13 protein-coding genes are annotated in these 14,850 nt (G+C 66.5%); 9 read left to right on the forward strand and 4 right to left on the reverse strand.

What is annotated here, in order from left to right; all coding sequences use genetic code 11:
- Positions 1 to 3: 3 nt before the first annotated feature.
- From ACOGXQ_RS06190 to recA, 3 genes are all read right to left on the reverse strand, one after another.
- Positions 4 to 1,500 carry a MiaB/RimO family radical SAM methylthiotransferase gene (locus tag ACOGXQ_RS06190; RefSeq protein ID WP_419946555.1) on the reverse strand — a complete coding sequence of 499 codons (1,497 nt, stop codon included), beginning with the start codon at positions 1,498 to 1,500 and terminating at the stop codon, positions 4 to 6.
- 113 nt (positions 1,501 to 1,613) lie between these two features.
- Complete coding sequence (locus tag ACOGXQ_RS06195; RefSeq protein ID WP_419946556.1) at positions 1,614 to 2,864, reverse strand: flavin-containing monooxygenase; 1,251 nt, start codon at positions 2,862 to 2,864, stop codon at positions 1,614 to 1,616.
- A gap of 146 nt (positions 2,865 to 3,010) precedes the next feature.
- Positions 3,011 to 4,096 (reverse strand): recombinase RecA, encoded by a 1,086-nt coding sequence (gene recA, locus ACOGXQ_RS06200; protein ID WP_419946557.1) that lies wholly within the window; start codon positions 4,094 to 4,096, stop codon positions 3,011 to 3,013.
- A gap of 447 nt (positions 4,097 to 4,543) precedes the next feature.
- Here recA and ACOGXQ_RS06205 point away from each other — a divergent pair, with 447 nt between their 5' ends.
- The 7 genes from ACOGXQ_RS06205 to ACOGXQ_RS06235 all read left to right on the forward strand — a co-directional run bounded on the left by ACOGXQ_RS06205 (position 4,544) and on the right by ACOGXQ_RS06235 (position 11,742).
- Positions 4,544 to 5,416 carry an enoyl-CoA hydratase/isomerase family protein gene (locus ACOGXQ_RS06205; RefSeq protein WP_419946558.1) on the forward strand — a complete coding sequence of 291 codons (873 nt, stop codon included), beginning with the start codon at positions 4,544 to 4,546 and terminating at the stop codon, positions 5,414 to 5,416.
- Between the two features lie 269 nt (positions 5,417 to 5,685).
- Complete coding sequence (locus ACOGXQ_RS06210) at positions 5,686 to 6,930, forward strand: CaiB/BaiF CoA transferase family protein (RefSeq protein ID WP_419946559.1); 1,245 nt, start codon at positions 5,686 to 5,688, stop codon at positions 6,928 to 6,930.
- Between the two features lie 477 nt (positions 6,931 to 7,407).
- Positions 7,408 to 8,604: an SAF domain-containing protein gene (locus tag ACOGXQ_RS06215; protein WP_419946560.1), complete on the forward strand. Its 1,197-nt coding sequence runs from the start codon at positions 7,408 to 7,410 to the stop codon at positions 8,602 to 8,604.
- 112 nt (positions 8,605 to 8,716) lie between these two features.
- Positions 8,717 to 9,562: a hypothetical protein gene (locus tag ACOGXQ_RS06220; RefSeq protein ID WP_419946561.1), complete on the forward strand. Its 846-nt coding sequence runs from the start codon at positions 8,717 to 8,719 to the stop codon at positions 9,560 to 9,562.
- A gap of 10 nt (positions 9,563 to 9,572) precedes the next feature.
- The gene (locus tag ACOGXQ_RS06225; RefSeq protein ID WP_419947346.1) at positions 9,573 to 10,472 is read left to right on the forward strand and encodes a type II secretion system F family protein; all 900 of its coding nucleotides are present in this window, start codon (positions 9,573 to 9,575) and stop codon (positions 10,470 to 10,472) included.
- Positions 10,469 to 11,290 (forward strand): hypothetical protein, encoded by an 822-nt coding sequence (locus ACOGXQ_RS06230; RefSeq protein WP_419946562.1) that lies wholly within the window; start codon positions 10,469 to 10,471, stop codon positions 11,288 to 11,290. The genes ACOGXQ_RS06225 and ACOGXQ_RS06230 overlap by 4 nt, the downstream gene beginning before the upstream one ends.
- A gap of 35 nt (positions 11,291 to 11,325) precedes the next feature.
- Complete coding sequence (locus ACOGXQ_RS06235) at positions 11,326 to 11,742, forward strand: hypothetical protein (protein ID WP_419946563.1); 417 nt, start codon at positions 11,326 to 11,328, stop codon at positions 11,740 to 11,742.
- Between the two features lie 149 nt (positions 11,743 to 11,891).
- Here the strand turns inward: ACOGXQ_RS06235 and ACOGXQ_RS06240 are convergent, their stop codons facing one another.
- Entirely contained in the window at positions 11,892 to 12,572 is a 681-nt protein-coding gene (locus ACOGXQ_RS06240) for a hypothetical protein (protein ID WP_419946564.1), read from the reverse strand.
- A 45-nt stretch (positions 12,573 to 12,617) separates the two neighbouring features.
- Here ACOGXQ_RS06240 and ACOGXQ_RS06245 point away from each other — a divergent pair, with 45 nt between their 5' ends.
- Together ACOGXQ_RS06245 and ACOGXQ_RS06250 are read left to right on the forward strand one after the other, a co-directional pair.
- On the forward strand, positions 12,618 to 13,841 hold the full coding sequence (locus tag ACOGXQ_RS06245; RefSeq protein WP_419946565.1) for a sugar ABC transporter substrate-binding protein: 1,224 nt from the start codon (positions 12,618 to 12,620) through the stop codon (positions 13,839 to 13,841).
- 149 nt (positions 13,842 to 13,990) lie between these two features.
- Complete coding sequence (locus ACOGXQ_RS06250) at positions 13,991 to 14,794, forward strand: hypothetical protein (RefSeq protein WP_419946566.1); 804 nt, start codon at positions 13,991 to 13,993, stop codon at positions 14,792 to 14,794.
- The last annotated feature ends 56 nt before the right edge of the window (positions 14,795 to 14,850 follow it).

Here is a 14,850-nt window from a genome sequence, read left to right on the forward strand (position 1 = left end):
GCCTCAGCGGGCGGCAACCGGGATGCGGGTGCGGTGCCGTGCCGGGGCGGTGACCTCGATGAGCTCGCCGCTGAGATGGAAGGTGGCAGCCCGACGTACGAGCACTCGGGCGTAGGTGCCGGTTCGCAGCGCTTGGGCCGATGCGAAGTGCACCAGGCGATTCTGACGCGTCCGGCCGGAGAGGGTGCCTGGATCTCGCTTCGAAGGTCCCTCGACCAGCACATCCTCGATGCGGCCGACGCGGGATTCGTTGCCCAGCCGCGCCGAGCGCTCGATGACGGCTCGCAGCCGCTCCATGCGCTCGGCTGCCACATCGGGGGCCACGAACCGGTCGGCCAGCTCGGCCGCCTCGGTACCTGGACGCGGGGAGAAGACGAACGTGAATGCGCTGTCGAAGCGGGCGGCCGCGGCGAGTTCGAGCGTGTCATTGAAGTCACGCTCGGACTCACCCGGAAAGCCCACGATGATGTCGGTGCTGACGGCGAGGTCATCGACGGCAGCGCGGGCGGTCTCCAGCCGCTCCAGGTAACGCTGGGCGGTGTAGCCCCGATGCATGGCGGCGAGCACTTCGTCGCTGCCGGACTGCAAGGGCAGGTGCAGGTGCTCGCACACCGCAGGCGTCTCGGCCATGGCCGAGACGACATCGGCTCGCAGGTCCTTGGGGTGCGGGCTGGTGAATCGCACCCGCTCGATGCCCTCGACAGCGCCGACTGCCCGGAGCAGATCGCCGAACAGCGGGCGGGCGGTGCGCCGCCCGTCGGCCCAGGCGTCGCCGGCGTGCCATACGGCATCGGCGGGGCCGTCCGAGCCAGGCGCACCGTTCGTGCGGCGCAACGCCAGCGTCACGTCCCGGCCGTAGCTGTTGACGTTCTGACCCAGCAGGGTCACCTCGCTGACGCCGTCGGCTGCGAGGCGGCGCACCTCGTCGACGAGCTCGCCGAAGGGGCGGGAGATCTCGCGGCCCCGCACCGAAGGCACGATGCAGAAGGCGCAGGTGTTGTCGCAGCCGATCTGGATGGTGACCCACGCAGCGTGCTGGGCGTCACGCCGTACCGGCAAAGCTGAAGGGAATTCTTCGGATTCGGCCACGATCTCGGTCACCGGACCCGAGATGCGGGCTTCGCTCAGCAGGTCGGCGGCACGAGCCACGTTGTGCGTGCCGAACACCACGTCGACGTGAGGCGCCCGCTGGCGCACGAGGTCCTGGTCCTTCTGCGCCAGGCAGCCGGCGACCGCGATCTGCACCTCGGGTCGTTCCTCCTTGAGGCGCTTGAGGTGCCCGAGCTGCCCGTAGAGCTTGTTGTCGGCGTTCTCACGGATGCAGCAGGTGTTGAGCACGATGACATCGGCATCGGCCATCGTGGGTGCCGCGACCAGGTCATCGGCTTCCAGCAGGCCGGCGATCCGCTCAGAATCGTGCTCGTTCATCTGGCACCCGTAGGTGCGCACGAAGTAGCTGCGCTGACCTTCGCCGTGCCCGAGTTCGATGCCCTCCGCCACGGCGCCAAGGCTAGGAGACTGCTGAGCAATTGCCGAAATCGCCGATTCATGGGCACAAAGCCGCAGGTCAGAGCGTTGCAGACTTGCCCGAATCCGAATAAATCAGCAGTCTCCTAGGGGTGGGTGCGCGGGCCGCTGGCGGCCTCTTGCTTCCCGCTCTTGTTCGCTGCGCTCACGGGCCGCTCGAGCCACGGCTTCGCCTGCCGGCTCAGCCTCCAAGCCTGGTGAGCGCGAAGTTCTCGGTCATGTTGTCGCGGGCGTGGGCCATGAAGCCCAGGTACTGCTTGATGCTGCCGTTGTAGTTGCCGTCTTGGCGGCGGTTCTCGGCGCCCTCGAAGTTGTAGTAGCCGGGGGTGCAATCGCGGTTGCGGGTGGTCTTGCCGCGGTTGGCGAGGGCCTGCCATCGCTCGCGCGCGCCGCCGGGCCTGCCAGCCCGGCTTGAGCTTCGCGGCCCACTCCGGATTGGTCTCCCAGTCGTCGCGGATGTCGATCGAGGACGGCGTGCGCTGGAAGACGTACAGCTCTTTGGACATCTCGCCGAGCTGCGGGATGGCCTGCACGGCCGTGGCCCCGGTGCCGATGATGCCGACCCGCTTGTCGGCGAGGTTCTCGAGGTCGGCGCCGGTGTAGTCGTAGTCCCAGCGCGACGTGTGGAACGAATGGCCACTGAAGCGCTCCATGCCCGAGATGACCGCCAGCTTCGGCTTCGACAGGGTGCCGTTCGCGCAGATGACGAACTTGGCGGTGATCTCGTCGCCCCGGTCGGTGTCGATGCGCCACACCTCGGCGTCGCTGTCCCAGATCGTGGAGGTGACGGTGGTCTGGAACATCGCCAGCTCGTAGAGGTCGTACTTGCGTGCGATCAGCCGGCAGTAGTCGAAGATCTCCTCGCCGGTCGCATAGTGACGCGACGGCACGTAGCCGGTCTCGTCGAGCAGCGGCAGGTAGTCGTAGGACACGACATCGCAAGCCACGCCCGGATACCGGTTCCAGTACCACGTGCCGCCCACGTCGGCGCCGCGCTCGATAATGCGGATGCTCTCGACACCCTTCTGCCGCAGCCGGGCCGAGGTGAGCAGCGCCGAGAACCCGCCGCCGATGAACAGCACCTCGACCTCGTCGCACACCGCTTCGCGCTCGGGGAGCTCGGCGGAGTACGGGTCTTCCTCGTAACGAGCCAGCTCGCCGACGAGATCGGAGGTGTACATCTGCGTGCCCGGCGGCCGGTGGCCCAGTCGCACGTCGCGTTCCTCGGCAAATCGTGCCTTGATGTCGTCGTAGTACGACTGCGGCGGGCGCTCGTCGACCTCGCGGGAATAGTCGAAGTTGAAGACGTTCTGCGGCTTCCCGGTCTTCTGCGCCACCCGTCACTCCCCGGTCAAGACCAATTCGTCCCGTACACCGAGACCGGATCAGGCTAGGGGTGCCCCGCGAAGCGCAGATCGGTCCGATTGCGGCCTCAGGGCCGAGTGGACGCAAAGTTCCCGGTCATGTTGGCGCGGGCGGACGCTCAGTCGACGCTGGCACCCTCGGCTCGTGCCGACTGCGCATCGTCGAGACGGTCGAGCACGTCGGCATTGTCGTCTGCCTCGCCATCGGCGCCGAGGCCCAGCGCACGCCGGATCCGGCCGTCGATCTCGACGGTGACCTCGGGATTGGCGATCAGGAACTTCTTGGCGTTCTCGCGGCCTTGGCCCAGCTGCTCGCCCTCGTAGGTGTACCAAGCGCCAGATTTCTTGACGATGCCGTGCTCGACGCCCACATCGAGCAGCGAGCCCTCACGGCTGATGCCCTGCCCGTACATGATGTCGAACTCGGCCTGGCGGAAGGGCGGCGCCACCTTGTTCTTGACGACCTTGACGCGTGTGCGACCGCCCACCACCTCGCCCTCGACCTTGATGGCCTCGATGCGGCGGATGTCGATCCGCACGGACGAGTAGAACTTCAGCGCCCGGCCGCCCGAGGTGGTCTCGGGGCTGCCGAACATCACGCCGATCTTCTCGCGCAGCTGGTTGATGAACACGCAGATCGTCTTGGTCTTGTTCAGATTGGCGGTGAGCTTGCGCAGCGCCTGGGACATGAGGCGCGCCTGCAAGCCGACATGGGTGTCGCCCATCTCGCCCTCGATCTCGGCTCGCGGCGTGAGTGCCGCCACCGAGTCGACGACCACGACATCAATGGCGCCCGAGCGGATGAGCATGTCGGTGATCTCGAGCGCCTGCTCGCCGGTGTCGGGCTGAGAGATCAGCAGCTCGTCGACATCGACGCCGATGTTCTTCGCATACACCGGATCCATCGCATGCTCGGCATCGACATACGCGCACACGCCGCCGGTGCGCTGCGCCTCGGCCACCAGATGCATGGCGAGCGTGGACTTGCCCGATGCCTCCGGGCCGTACACCTCCACCACCCGGCCGCGGGGAAAGCCTCCGATGCCGAGCGCCAAGTCGATCGCCAGGCTGCCCGAGGAGATCGCCTCGACCGCCATGTGGTGCTTCTCGCCCATCTTCATCACGGAGCCGTCGCCGAACTGGCGCCGGATCTGCGTGAGCGTCATATCCAGCGCTCGGTCCCGTTCTGTGTCCTGCTGACTCATGTCGTCCTCCTCGGACTCCCGTTCGGCCGCACCCAGTGTGCGATGCCGTCTGAAGGCACCGTAGAAGCGGGGTGTGACAACTCTCGGGTGATTTTCTGCCGGTTGGTCTCCTCGGGGCAGCGGTGTCGATCTGCACACCGCGAACCCATGCGCTCGCGATCGCTGCCCGCGCGCGTTGCACGCAGCCGCAGCAGCCATTTCGAATGACAGTAATGTAGTTCCGAACATCAGTTCGTGTCAAGGCATCTGGCTGCACGAATGCGCGCCCGACGCGCCCGACGCGCCCGACGCGCAACAGAAGCCGCGCGGGCAGACGGGCCTTCACGTCGTCGCGCGTGTTGCCTTCCGCTCTTGTTCCCAGTCTCATCTCGATACAGGCTCACGGGCCGCTCGGGCCACGGCTTCGCCCGAGAACTCAGCCTCTGGCCATGTGGCACGCTGCGCCCCATGAACTCACCATCCGACAAGACATCCGGCATGACCGACGACGACTTCGAGATGCTGCGCATCGAACGCGACGCCGGCGTCGTGTTCGCCGCCATCGACGCACCGCCGATCAACGTGATGACGCCTGCACTGTTCCGGGAGCTGGCCAAGTTCAGCGCCCACGTCGCCGGCGACGACTCGGTCCGGGTGGTAGTGCTGCGCAGCGACAACCCGGACTTCTTCATCGCGCACTTCGACGTGAGCGCGATCTTGAGTTTCCCGGCAGACGGACCGGCCGAGCGCCCGACCGAACACGTCGGGTTCCATGACATGTGCGAGCGCTACCGCACGATGCCCAAGGCCACCATCGTCGAGATCGGCGGACGTGTCGGCGGCGGCGGCAGCGAGCTGTCGATGTCGTGCGACATGCGCTTCGGCGCTCTCGGCCGCACGGTCGTCAACCAGATGGAGGTTCCCATCGGCATCCTGCCCGGCGGCACCGGCACCCAGCGCCTCCCCCGCCTCGTCGGGCGCGGCCGTGCCATGGAGATCATCCTGGGCGGCGTCGATCTCGATGCCCGCACGGCCGAGCAGTGGGGCTACCTGAACCGGGCGCTGCCCGCTGACGAGCTGCGGCCGTTCGTGACCGAGCTGGCCTGCCGCATCGCGAAGTTCCCGCCCGAGGCCGTAGCGCTGGCCAAGCAGTCCGTCAACGCAGCCGATGAGCTGCCGCTGCGCGAGGGCATGTTCGAAGAGCGGTACCTCTTCCAGCGGCTCTTGCGGACCCCGCAGGCCAAGCCCGCCATGGAGCAGTTCCTCGAACTGGGCGGGCAGACCCGCGAGGGCGAGATGCGCGTCGCCGATCTCGTGGCCGAGATACGCACCGACGGCTGAACCCGACATCGCGGCATCGCGGCATCGATGGCAGCCGTCTGACGGCAGCCGCGCCGCGACGGTGTTCGCCTTGGCGGGAACGCTGGTCATCTCGCGACTGACCCGCGACCCGGCGCCGCTCGAGCCTCCGGATGGCGCGCCGGCGCGCCGGCGCGTCGACTGCCCTCACAGCTGTCCCCTCCCACCGTCTGGATGCCGGTGCCGACGCCCAGCGGCACCCGTGCCTGAACACAGGCAACCAGCGCTGGGTGGCTCTATCGTCGCGCGCCGTGGAGCGACCGCTCGAAGACGTGCTGGTGCTGGACCTGACCCGGGCAGTGGCGGGGCCGATCACCGGGCGCCTGCTGGCAGATCTGGGTGCCCGCGTCGTCAAGATCGAGCCGCCCGACGCTGACCTGACCCGCTTCGTGGTCCCCCAGGTCGACGGGCATTCCGCGTACTTCGCGCACTTCAACGCCGGCAAGGAATGCGTCTCGCTCGACCTCGCCAATCCCGCCGGCCGCGACGTCCTGCTGGCCATGGTTCCCAAGGCCGATGTCGTCCTCGAGAACTACCGGCCCGGTGTGCTGGACAGCCTGGGCCTGGGCTACGACGTGCTGTCAGAGGTGAATCCGCGCATCGTCGTGGCATCGGTCTCTGGCTGGGGTCACGGCAACAGTCGCAGCCACCGGGGCGCCTTCGCGTCGGTCCTGCACGCCGAAGCGGGCGTGACCGAGATGGTGTCACGGCGACGTGGCGGCGAGCCCTACCGCAACGACCCGATGTCGCACGCCGACACCTACACCGGGCTGCACGCCTTGGGCGCCGTGCTCGCAGCGCTGCACATGCGCGAGCGCGCCGGACGCGGCCAAGCCGTCGAGGTGTCGATGGCCGAGAGCACGCTGATGTGCAACGACCAAGCTGCGACCGACTTGACCGGGCAGGACCCCCAGATCGGCTTCAAGTCCGGGCAGAACTGGTCGGCGATCTACCCGCTGTCGAATGGCCGGCATGTCAACGTGACGCTGGACCTGACCTCCAACTTCAGCTTCCGGGTCATGGTCGCTGCGATGGGGCGCCAGGACCTGCGAGAAGATGCGCGCTTCGCGCGCATCGAGGACCGGGTGCTGCACCGGGAGGAACTCGAGGCCGTCTTCGGCGAGTGGGTGAGCCAATTCGACAGCGCAGAGGCGGTCGAGGCCGCGATCGGCGTGAAGTCGGTGATGGCTGCTGAAGTGCGCACGGTGGGCGAGTTGGCCGAGACCGACTGGGCCTCCGAGCGGGGAGCATTCGTGGAAGCCGCCGCAGGCGAAGCGGCTGTGCCGATCACCGTGCCGCAGTCGCCGTGGCGGTTCGCCGATGCCGACGCCGGCGTCGAGCCCGGTGCCGTGGTCGGCGACCGGGGGCAGCACAATCGCGAGGTGCTGGCCGACTTGGCCGGCCTGTCCGATGCAGCCATCGACGCGCTCGAAGCAGACAGCGTGGTCTCCGCTGGCGCCCCGATCCGCCGCTCGTCCCTGCCCCAGCGCCGCTAGCAGGATGCTGAAATATGCAGGTCTGGCCGGAAGCACAAGCCCCTGACCTGCGGGTTTGCAACTGGACACCGCTCGAAAATCGACTTTTTCAGCAGCCTGCTAGCTGAGTCATCCCCGCCGGCGCTGCCACACCCCGAACCATGACACGCATGTGATGTCCATGGAGCTTGTTGACGGTTCGGCTCTGGTGATGGGTTGAGCCTCCGTGGCTGTGTGTGGTCTGTTGTGATCCCGACTGCGAGCGGAGGCTCAGCGGTCTACAGCAGTGCAGGAGCGGCTCGGCGGGGCTGTTCCGACGGCGCTGGGTTTGCGGTCTCGCCCTCCACGGACGGGACGACCAAAACCCGTGACACACCCGAACTCGCTGGAGCGAAGAGCCAGGCCGCCGACGGTGATTCGCGGTGTCACGCGAGCGGGAAGCACAGGTAGCGTCTGACACTGCCCGCAAAGCATGAGACGCGCAGACGCGGAGGCAGTGTGACTCGTACCGACATCGACCTCGACCCTCCGAGTCCTCCGAGCGCTGTCACTCCAGCGGATGCCGACGACAACGACGGCGACATTGACCCTGCGCCCGCGGCAGCCGCGGCGAAGAAGGCTCGTCGTCAGATACCGGAATCGACTCGGCGCCTGCTTTTCATCGTACTGGGCGTCGTTGTCCTGCTCGGCAGCATCGCGGGCTTTTACCTCACGTCGGCGGCGTTCGACGAGCGCGTTTCGGTGACGGTGGCGGCTCGCAGCATCGAGGCCGGCGAGACGCTCACTGCGGCTGATCTGCAACAGGCGCAAATAGTGGCAGGCGCAATTCCGTATGTGCCGTGGACGCCGGCGGCCGTTGCGAGTTTCGAGGGAAGAATCACCGCCCAGCCGATACTCAGCAACGCCCTCGTGCGTCACGACATGCTGATCGACGCTGAGACCGTCGCCAGCGACTTGGCATTCGAGATGATCATTCCCCTCGATCTGAGCTTGGTCACCGGCGAGTTGCACGAAGGCGATCCGGTGCTGCTTGCCGATCCGGGAGTCCGGCCTGCCGAGACTGATCCGGGCAGGCCGGCGAAGGTCGTGCGCGAGTTCGAGCTGACGAACTTCGAAGGCAGCCAGATGCGTCTGCTTCTGCCCCCTGAGGAATTGGTCGGATGGGAACGGCTCCTCGCCGAAGTCGGCGGCACGCTGATGGTGGTGCCCGTCGGACTGGGCGGCGACGCCGAGTCGATCGCCGAGCGCGTCGACGCATGGTGGGAAACGCAGTGGAACACGGCGAGAGCCGAATTGGCGGCAGCCATCGGCGATGCCAGGCCTGAGGCGGGACCCGGCGAACTCGAATTGGTCATCGCCCTCAACACCAGCTTGGTGCCGACGGCGATCGGGCCGAACGAATTGGTGCTGTTGATCGATCCCGGTCTCGGACCCTTGGGAAATGATCCCGGTCGAGCGCGGTCGGTCATCGGCACGCTGCAGCTCGAAGACTTCTCAAATGGCCAGATGACGGTATTCGCCCCGCCTGAGGATTGGCTGTACTGGCGGTCGCTGCCAGAACAGCTCGGCGCTGTCCCGATGATCCTGCCGATACCTGAGGGGACTGATGTGGACGACATGATTGAGCGACTCGACGCGGTGTGGCTCGACGAATGGCAGGGAACCGTCGAAGCAGCCGTGGCGGTGCAGCGATGAAGTCGCGCAGGGCGACTCGCCTCCGCGGCACGCGTCTCGGCCAGGACGGACGGATCCAGTGCTAGTGCTGCTCGCCGCACCCAACACCCGACTGGATCCAGGCTCGATTGGCTTGGCACTGGCAGGGAGGTGGGCGAAGGCGGACGATCGGGTGCTGCTGGTAGACGCTGACGCCGCCGGATCTCGGCTTGCTGACCGGCTCGGCGCCATTGTCGGCGCGGACTACTCCCCGGCCGAGCGCGGGCTGCCATCGCTGATCGTCGCCCGCCAGCACCTGACGCTGGGACTGCTTGCCGAACACTGCTATGCGCTCAGCGCATCGGCTGGATCGCTGTGGGGCCTGTTCGGACCGCGCAATCCGCACGGCGCCCGATACGCGGCAGGATGGCTGGCAGAACGCGCAGATGCTCTGATGACGATCGGTCGCACGCGCCGTGTCGTGGTCACCGGTCGGCTCGCACACGACGACTCGACGCTTGCGCCGCTGATGTCGATCGCGCCGGTGGTGACGGTGCTGTCGCCCTTGACCACGCTCGAAGAGGCCAAGGAGTTGTTGTCGCTCTGTCGCAGCACGGGCATGATGCAATTCGACCGTGCCCAACGTCTGTTGCTCATCGAAGGCGCGTGCCCGCTCGACGACGAGGAGGTTCGTCTGGAGTCTGGGTTGCGGGTCGCCGCAGAGCTGCCCGCCATTGACGACGAGCGGGTGCTCCGGATGCACAGCGGCCGCCGGGACCGTGCGTTCTCCGGAGCGATCGACAAGTGCGCTGCCCGCATCGCAGCGCTGCTGGATCTCCACAACGGCGATGCAGCATCGGACGGCGCTCTTGCCGATGCAGACGGGGATGCCGACCGAGATGTCGGTCGCGACAGCGCGCTCGATGTTGTTGCAGCAGCAGGGAACGGCATTCAGCCGAACGCGGACGGACGTGTCTCGGCCATACACGGGGGCGACTGAGTTGAGCCAAGTGCTCCTCTTCGGGATCCTGGCCGGCGCAGGGCTGAGCCTCGTCGCATACGCACCCACGCTCAGCCGGAGTCTGTCTGACCGCCGAGCCAGCGGCAAAGGGCTGCGGGGCAGATCTGCGATCCCGTCGTCCACGGTGACTCGAGCAGCACCGAGACGGCGAATCACCTCGCTCATGGGAGTCCAAGCCGCTGCTGCCTCCGGCGGCGCCGCCGTCGGATGGTTCGCGACCGGCCTGTTGGGAATGATGATGCTGCTGGGAGGCTTGGGCGCTCTCCTGCCGCCGTTCATGGCTGCGCCGGCCCGGCGTCGTCGTCAGGCCCGTGAGGCTCTGGCATGGTCGCTGTGGAGCCGTCAACTCGCCGAGCTCGCCCGAGCCGGATCGGGACTGGCGGAGTCGCTGCGGGGCAGCGTTCAGCACGCGCCGATGGAGATTGCAGCGAAGATCGAGCGGGTCGCCTCCACTGCGGAGATCAACGGACTCGAGGCCGCACTTGCCGAACTGGCACAATCAGGCACAGTGTGGGAACCTGAAGTGGCTGCAGGGCTTCGCATGGCGGCCGCTTCAGGCGGCGCGGTGGCAGACCCTCTGCTCGATCTGTGCAGCCGGATCGGCGATGTGGTCGACCTGCACCGCTCCAAGACCGAAGCTGTCGTGCAGCTGTGGACCCAGACGATCGCGCTGCTGGGTCTGGCGGGCGGCGTGGTCGCCATGATGTACCGGAACAATCCGGCCTATTTCGAACCCTATGAGCAAGGCACCGGCCAGATGGTGTTCGTGGTGATAGCAGGGCTGCTGCTGATGTCCACGGGGTTCTTGGTCTACCACTCAGTCGTCCGTGACGACAGTTCTGTGCTGGTGTCGCCGCGTCGACGCAACCGGGCCAAGGATCCGATATGAGCCCGCTCGTTCTCGTTGCGGGCTTGGCGCACTTTCTGGGAGCGCTGCTGATCACATTCGGCATCGTCGGGCCGCCGCGACGCCGCATCGCGAACCTGACGCCGGGTGAGACGCTGCGCGACCTGCTGCCGACCATCAAGGAAGGCGAAGAGCAGAATCTCCGCTTGGCGGGCATCACGCCGGAGACCTACTCGGTTCAGCGCTTCGCCGGTCTCGTGCTGGGCCTCGGCGCAGGCGCAGTGATCAGTCAGGTGATGGGCCGTGGACTCGTCGGGACCATTCTGGTGATCGCGCTCGTCACAGCAGTCGGGTGGTTCCTGCCGATGCTCGGCGTACGCGACACCGCCAAGAAGGCACGTCTGGAGATTGACCAGATCATTCGGGTATGGATTGCGCTCGTCGCCCAGCAGGTCACGGCGGGCGTCGACCCTGCAGTCGCGATGCTGACTGCCGCGCGCATGGGCGAGCGAAGCAACTGGGCGCTGCTGCATCGCTTTCTGCTCGCTGCGCAGCAATCACGGCGTCCAGCCTGGGAAGGACTGGTCGACCTCGTGGAGCGATACGGCATTCACAGCCTGTCGCCGGTCGTGTCCGCTTTGGGTCTCGCCGCGGAACGAGGCACCAAGCTGGCCGACGCTGTGCTCGTCGCCGCGGACACGCTGTGGCGTGAGTCCACCTCGCGTGAGCGCGAGAAGGCCGGCCGCCGAGCACAGATCATCGTCTTGCCGGCAACCGGCGTGGCATTGGCACTGGCAGGAATCCTCATCTACCCACCATTCACGTCGCTGACCGGCGGCGCCCTGCCGCCGACACCGTAGAGACGCACATGGGGGAAAGCTGTTCCGGGACAATCGTGACTCGTCATCGACCGACAAGATCCCGCCGCGCTGACGAACGCGGCCTCATCACTCTGGAGTGGGTGCTGATCTTCGGCGCGATCGCTGCCGTCGCTGCCGGGACATCGCTGGCCGTGCAGCGAGTCGTCGACTCGTCGACTGACGTGCCGGACGATCCGCTGGTGCGAGTAATCGACGCCGACATTGCCGCAGCGAACGTAGCGGCTGAAGCCCAAGCCGCTTTCGGCGCGAGCTATGACGACGAAGAGTTCGCAGACCGCTGCACAGCTATCGGCCAAGCCTTCAGCGACGTAGTGAATACCACAGGCTGGACAACGCCCGATGACAACGGAACCCCGAGCGACGAGAGCGACGATGTTCCGGCAAGCTGTCAGGTGGAGCCGCTGCGGAATCTGGTGAGTTCCAGCAATTGAGTCACAGCGGCACCGCAGGGACGTCGCAGAGCCATAGAGGCTGTTCGAGAGGTTGTTCGGTTAGCTGCCGCTGGTATTCGGCTGAGTTGCCGCTGACGGGCATGGCGGGGCATGGCGGGGCATGGCACCATCGGCGAGTTTGCGCGAACTCAACAGGCAGGCAACCGCGCTGGGACTGCTCGGCGCGGTTCGCCGACGACGGGCGTCGGCTGCACCAGGATCGCCGGGCCCTCCGCGACGGCGTACACTTGATCCCACCGGTTCGGCCACAGCGCGGCCAACGGCCCGAACACATCGCCGGACACGACGACACGCACCCAGCCGGTTTCGCCGACGATCGGTCGCCTTTCACCCGGCGGCAGACTGGTGTTGAGCACATCGAAGCACCAGTCGCTGTGGACTTGGGCGACGCCTGAGGTCCACCAGCGCCAGCCGCTCTCGGTGCCTGCGGAACGAGCCACAGCATCTTTGGCGGCATCGGCCATGACGTGCACCTCAGGATGCGGTGCCGGCTCCGCGTAAGAACTGTCGAATCCGCTGACGTCGGGATCATCGAGAAACGCCGATTCTGCTGCGACTCTCCATGCTGCGCGCAAGCCCTGCGATGCAGCTAGTTCCGCTTCCGCCTGAGCGTTGGTGACGATCAATGCGTGAACTAGCATGAGCAGGATGGCAGTGAGCAGCGCTGGCCACAGCACCAAGAACGCCAGCGTCTCCCCCCGGTCGCTGCGTCGAGGTGCATCCGGCTGCGTCGCCGCCGGATCGCATGACCACCAACGGGCGTAACCATGACCTGCACCGTTCTTGGCAGAAGTCACGGGCTTGCTCACAGACCCAAGTCTGCCATTGCAAAATACTGTTGAAGGAGAAGATCGTTGAACAGCATCGGAATCAGACACGCTGGCATCGGCGTGACGCGGCTGAAGACGCTCACAGCACTGCTCGCTCTGATAATGACTGCTTGGGCGTGCTCGGGAACATCCGACGACAGCACATCCACGACTGCTGCCGCACCGCAGGACGAGTCCACTCGCACCACCGAGCGGCCACCAGCATCCACGACCACGACGGCGGTGACGACGACGACGACACAAGTGCCGAGACAGCCGCCCCAGGTCGCTGAACTGCCGTGGGGCAACTTCACGCTGGCCGAGCGAATCGTCGGCAAGCTCGAACGCGGCGACGAACTGAACTTTGTCCTGTCGCTTCGGGAGTTCGACGAGCCCGGCGCCGCCAAGCCGCTGAAGCACGGCTGGTCGAGCGCCGGCGCTGAGACCGAGCGGCGGTATCAGGGCGGAATCAATGCGCGCGTCGTAGGACCTGTCGAGGCGGGCGCCGCAGACCAAGCGGCGACGATCGAGGCGCTCATCACCTCAGGAGACATCGACTGCCTCGCGGTCGACGCGGCCTCGCCGGCCGAGTTCTCGGAACTGATCGATGCAGCGGTCTCCGCGGGCATTCCCGTATTCGGAGTGAGAGGCGACACCCCGAATTCCAGACGATTCGCGCACTACGGCATCGACGCTGTGGCGGCTGGACGGGCAGCAGGCACCACGGTGGGCCAGTGGGCAGTAGACGGCGGCATCTTGGTGCGCCGCGCTGCTCTGCTGAGCTCGAACGCTGGTGATCAGCAGTCATTCGACCTGATGCGCGGCTTCGTGTCGGGGCTGGCAGAGACTCATTCCGGTGTGGAGTGGGCGAACGAGCCGACTACTGCCCTCTCACATGGCGACAATCCAAGTTCGTCGTACGGCGCGATCGACGCGTGGGTGGCCGAGAACGGAGATGTCGACATCGTGTTTCACACCGACGCCGGCCTCGAGGAGATCGCAGCGGTCATCGCAAGCCGAGTGCTGTACGGCGACATGTACGCCGTCGGCTTCCACATCAGCGAACCGGTGACCGACTTCATTCGCGAGCGCGTCATCGTGACGGCGATGACGCAAGGCTTCGCCGAACAGGCCGAACGCGCCGGTCGGGCATGCGGAGAGTTCTTGGTCGACGGTGTCTTCGAGACAGGCCGTGTCACCATCGCTCCGTCGGCGGTGACACGCGACAACGTCGATGCGCGCGACTGGGCTGCACCGGAGAACCAGTAGACAGCAGCACGATGCGATTGACCATCTGGAGACTTCTGCGACGTCGTCGCCCGCGGCTCTGCGTCAGTGTCAAAAACGCGGCTGCCCGACCGCCTCTGCGAGGATCTCCGCGCCGAGGTCGCGCCCGACCTGACGAGCGAGGCGGCGCGGTGAGCATGTGGGTACTGCTGATGGTTCCGGTATCAGCTTTTGCCGCCGTCGTCGCCATGGCCGGGCCGCAGCGGCTCGCAGCTCGCTCGGGCATGCAAGACGCGGCCGACGACCTTGCAGCGTTCACCGTCGCATGGCGAGACGGGTACCAGCGGCCCCAGGGAGGCCTGTCCGCATTCCCGACAGCAGACTGCGAGACCAGAGACGAAGGCCACCGCGAGGTTCTGAACGATCTCGAGCTTGCACTTGAACAGGCCACGCAGGACCGGGACGCACTCAATGAGAATGATCCGAATTACACAACAGATTATGCAATAGCTGAGCAATCAGTCACCGAGGCTGAGCAAGCGCTCACACAACGGACCGAAGAGATCGACTCATGGTCGCAAACCTGCACGCTGCTGTATGAGTCGCTTCTGAGCGACTTGGGCCGTCTCGGCATCGCGAGCCACTCATTGGAGGGCTTCTACTCTGACTCCCTGACGTCGGCAGCAGGGCAGACGCTCCTGCCGTGCAAGTCCTCCGAGCAGATCGAGATCCGCGACGCAGTGCATGTGGCCATAGCCGCCGACTGGCACGACGCCAGTTGGGCCGCGGCACAGGTGTGGCCTGACGGATTCCGGATAGCCACTGAGGCCGTAGCCCGCTCCGCGCACGTCAACCCAGTGGGCACGGCGAACGCCTGCCAGCCCGGGGCACTGGAGATCCTCGACACCCAGGGACAGCCGGTCTGGGCCTCCAACCCGACTGCACCAGCGCGCGGGCTGGTGCAGTCCGTGCGGCGCACTCCGCTGGGTGGCTGAATGGGCAGGTCCGTCAAGTCCGAGCCGAAGTGCTGCCCCAGCCAAGCTGACAGAAG

This window comes from Candidatus Poriferisodalis sp., assembly GCF_965208485.1.
Classification (GTDB): Bacteria; Actinomycetota; Acidimicrobiia; order Acidimicrobiales; family Poriferisodalaceae; genus Poriferisodalis.

Bases quoted from the DNA above. Each gene is read 5' to 3' on its own strand.
- ACOGXQ_RS06230 (WP_419946562.1), top strand. From the start codon at position 10,469: ATGAGCCCGCTCGTTCTCGTTGCGGGCTTGGCGCACTTTCTGGGAGCG.
- recA (WP_419946557.1), bottom strand. From the start codon at position 4,096: ATGAGTCAGCAGGACACAGAACGGGACCGAGCGCTGGATATGACGCTC.
- ACOGXQ_RS06205 (WP_419946558.1), top strand. From the start codon at position 4,544: ATGAACTCACCATCCGACAAGACATCCGGCATGACCGACGACGACTTC.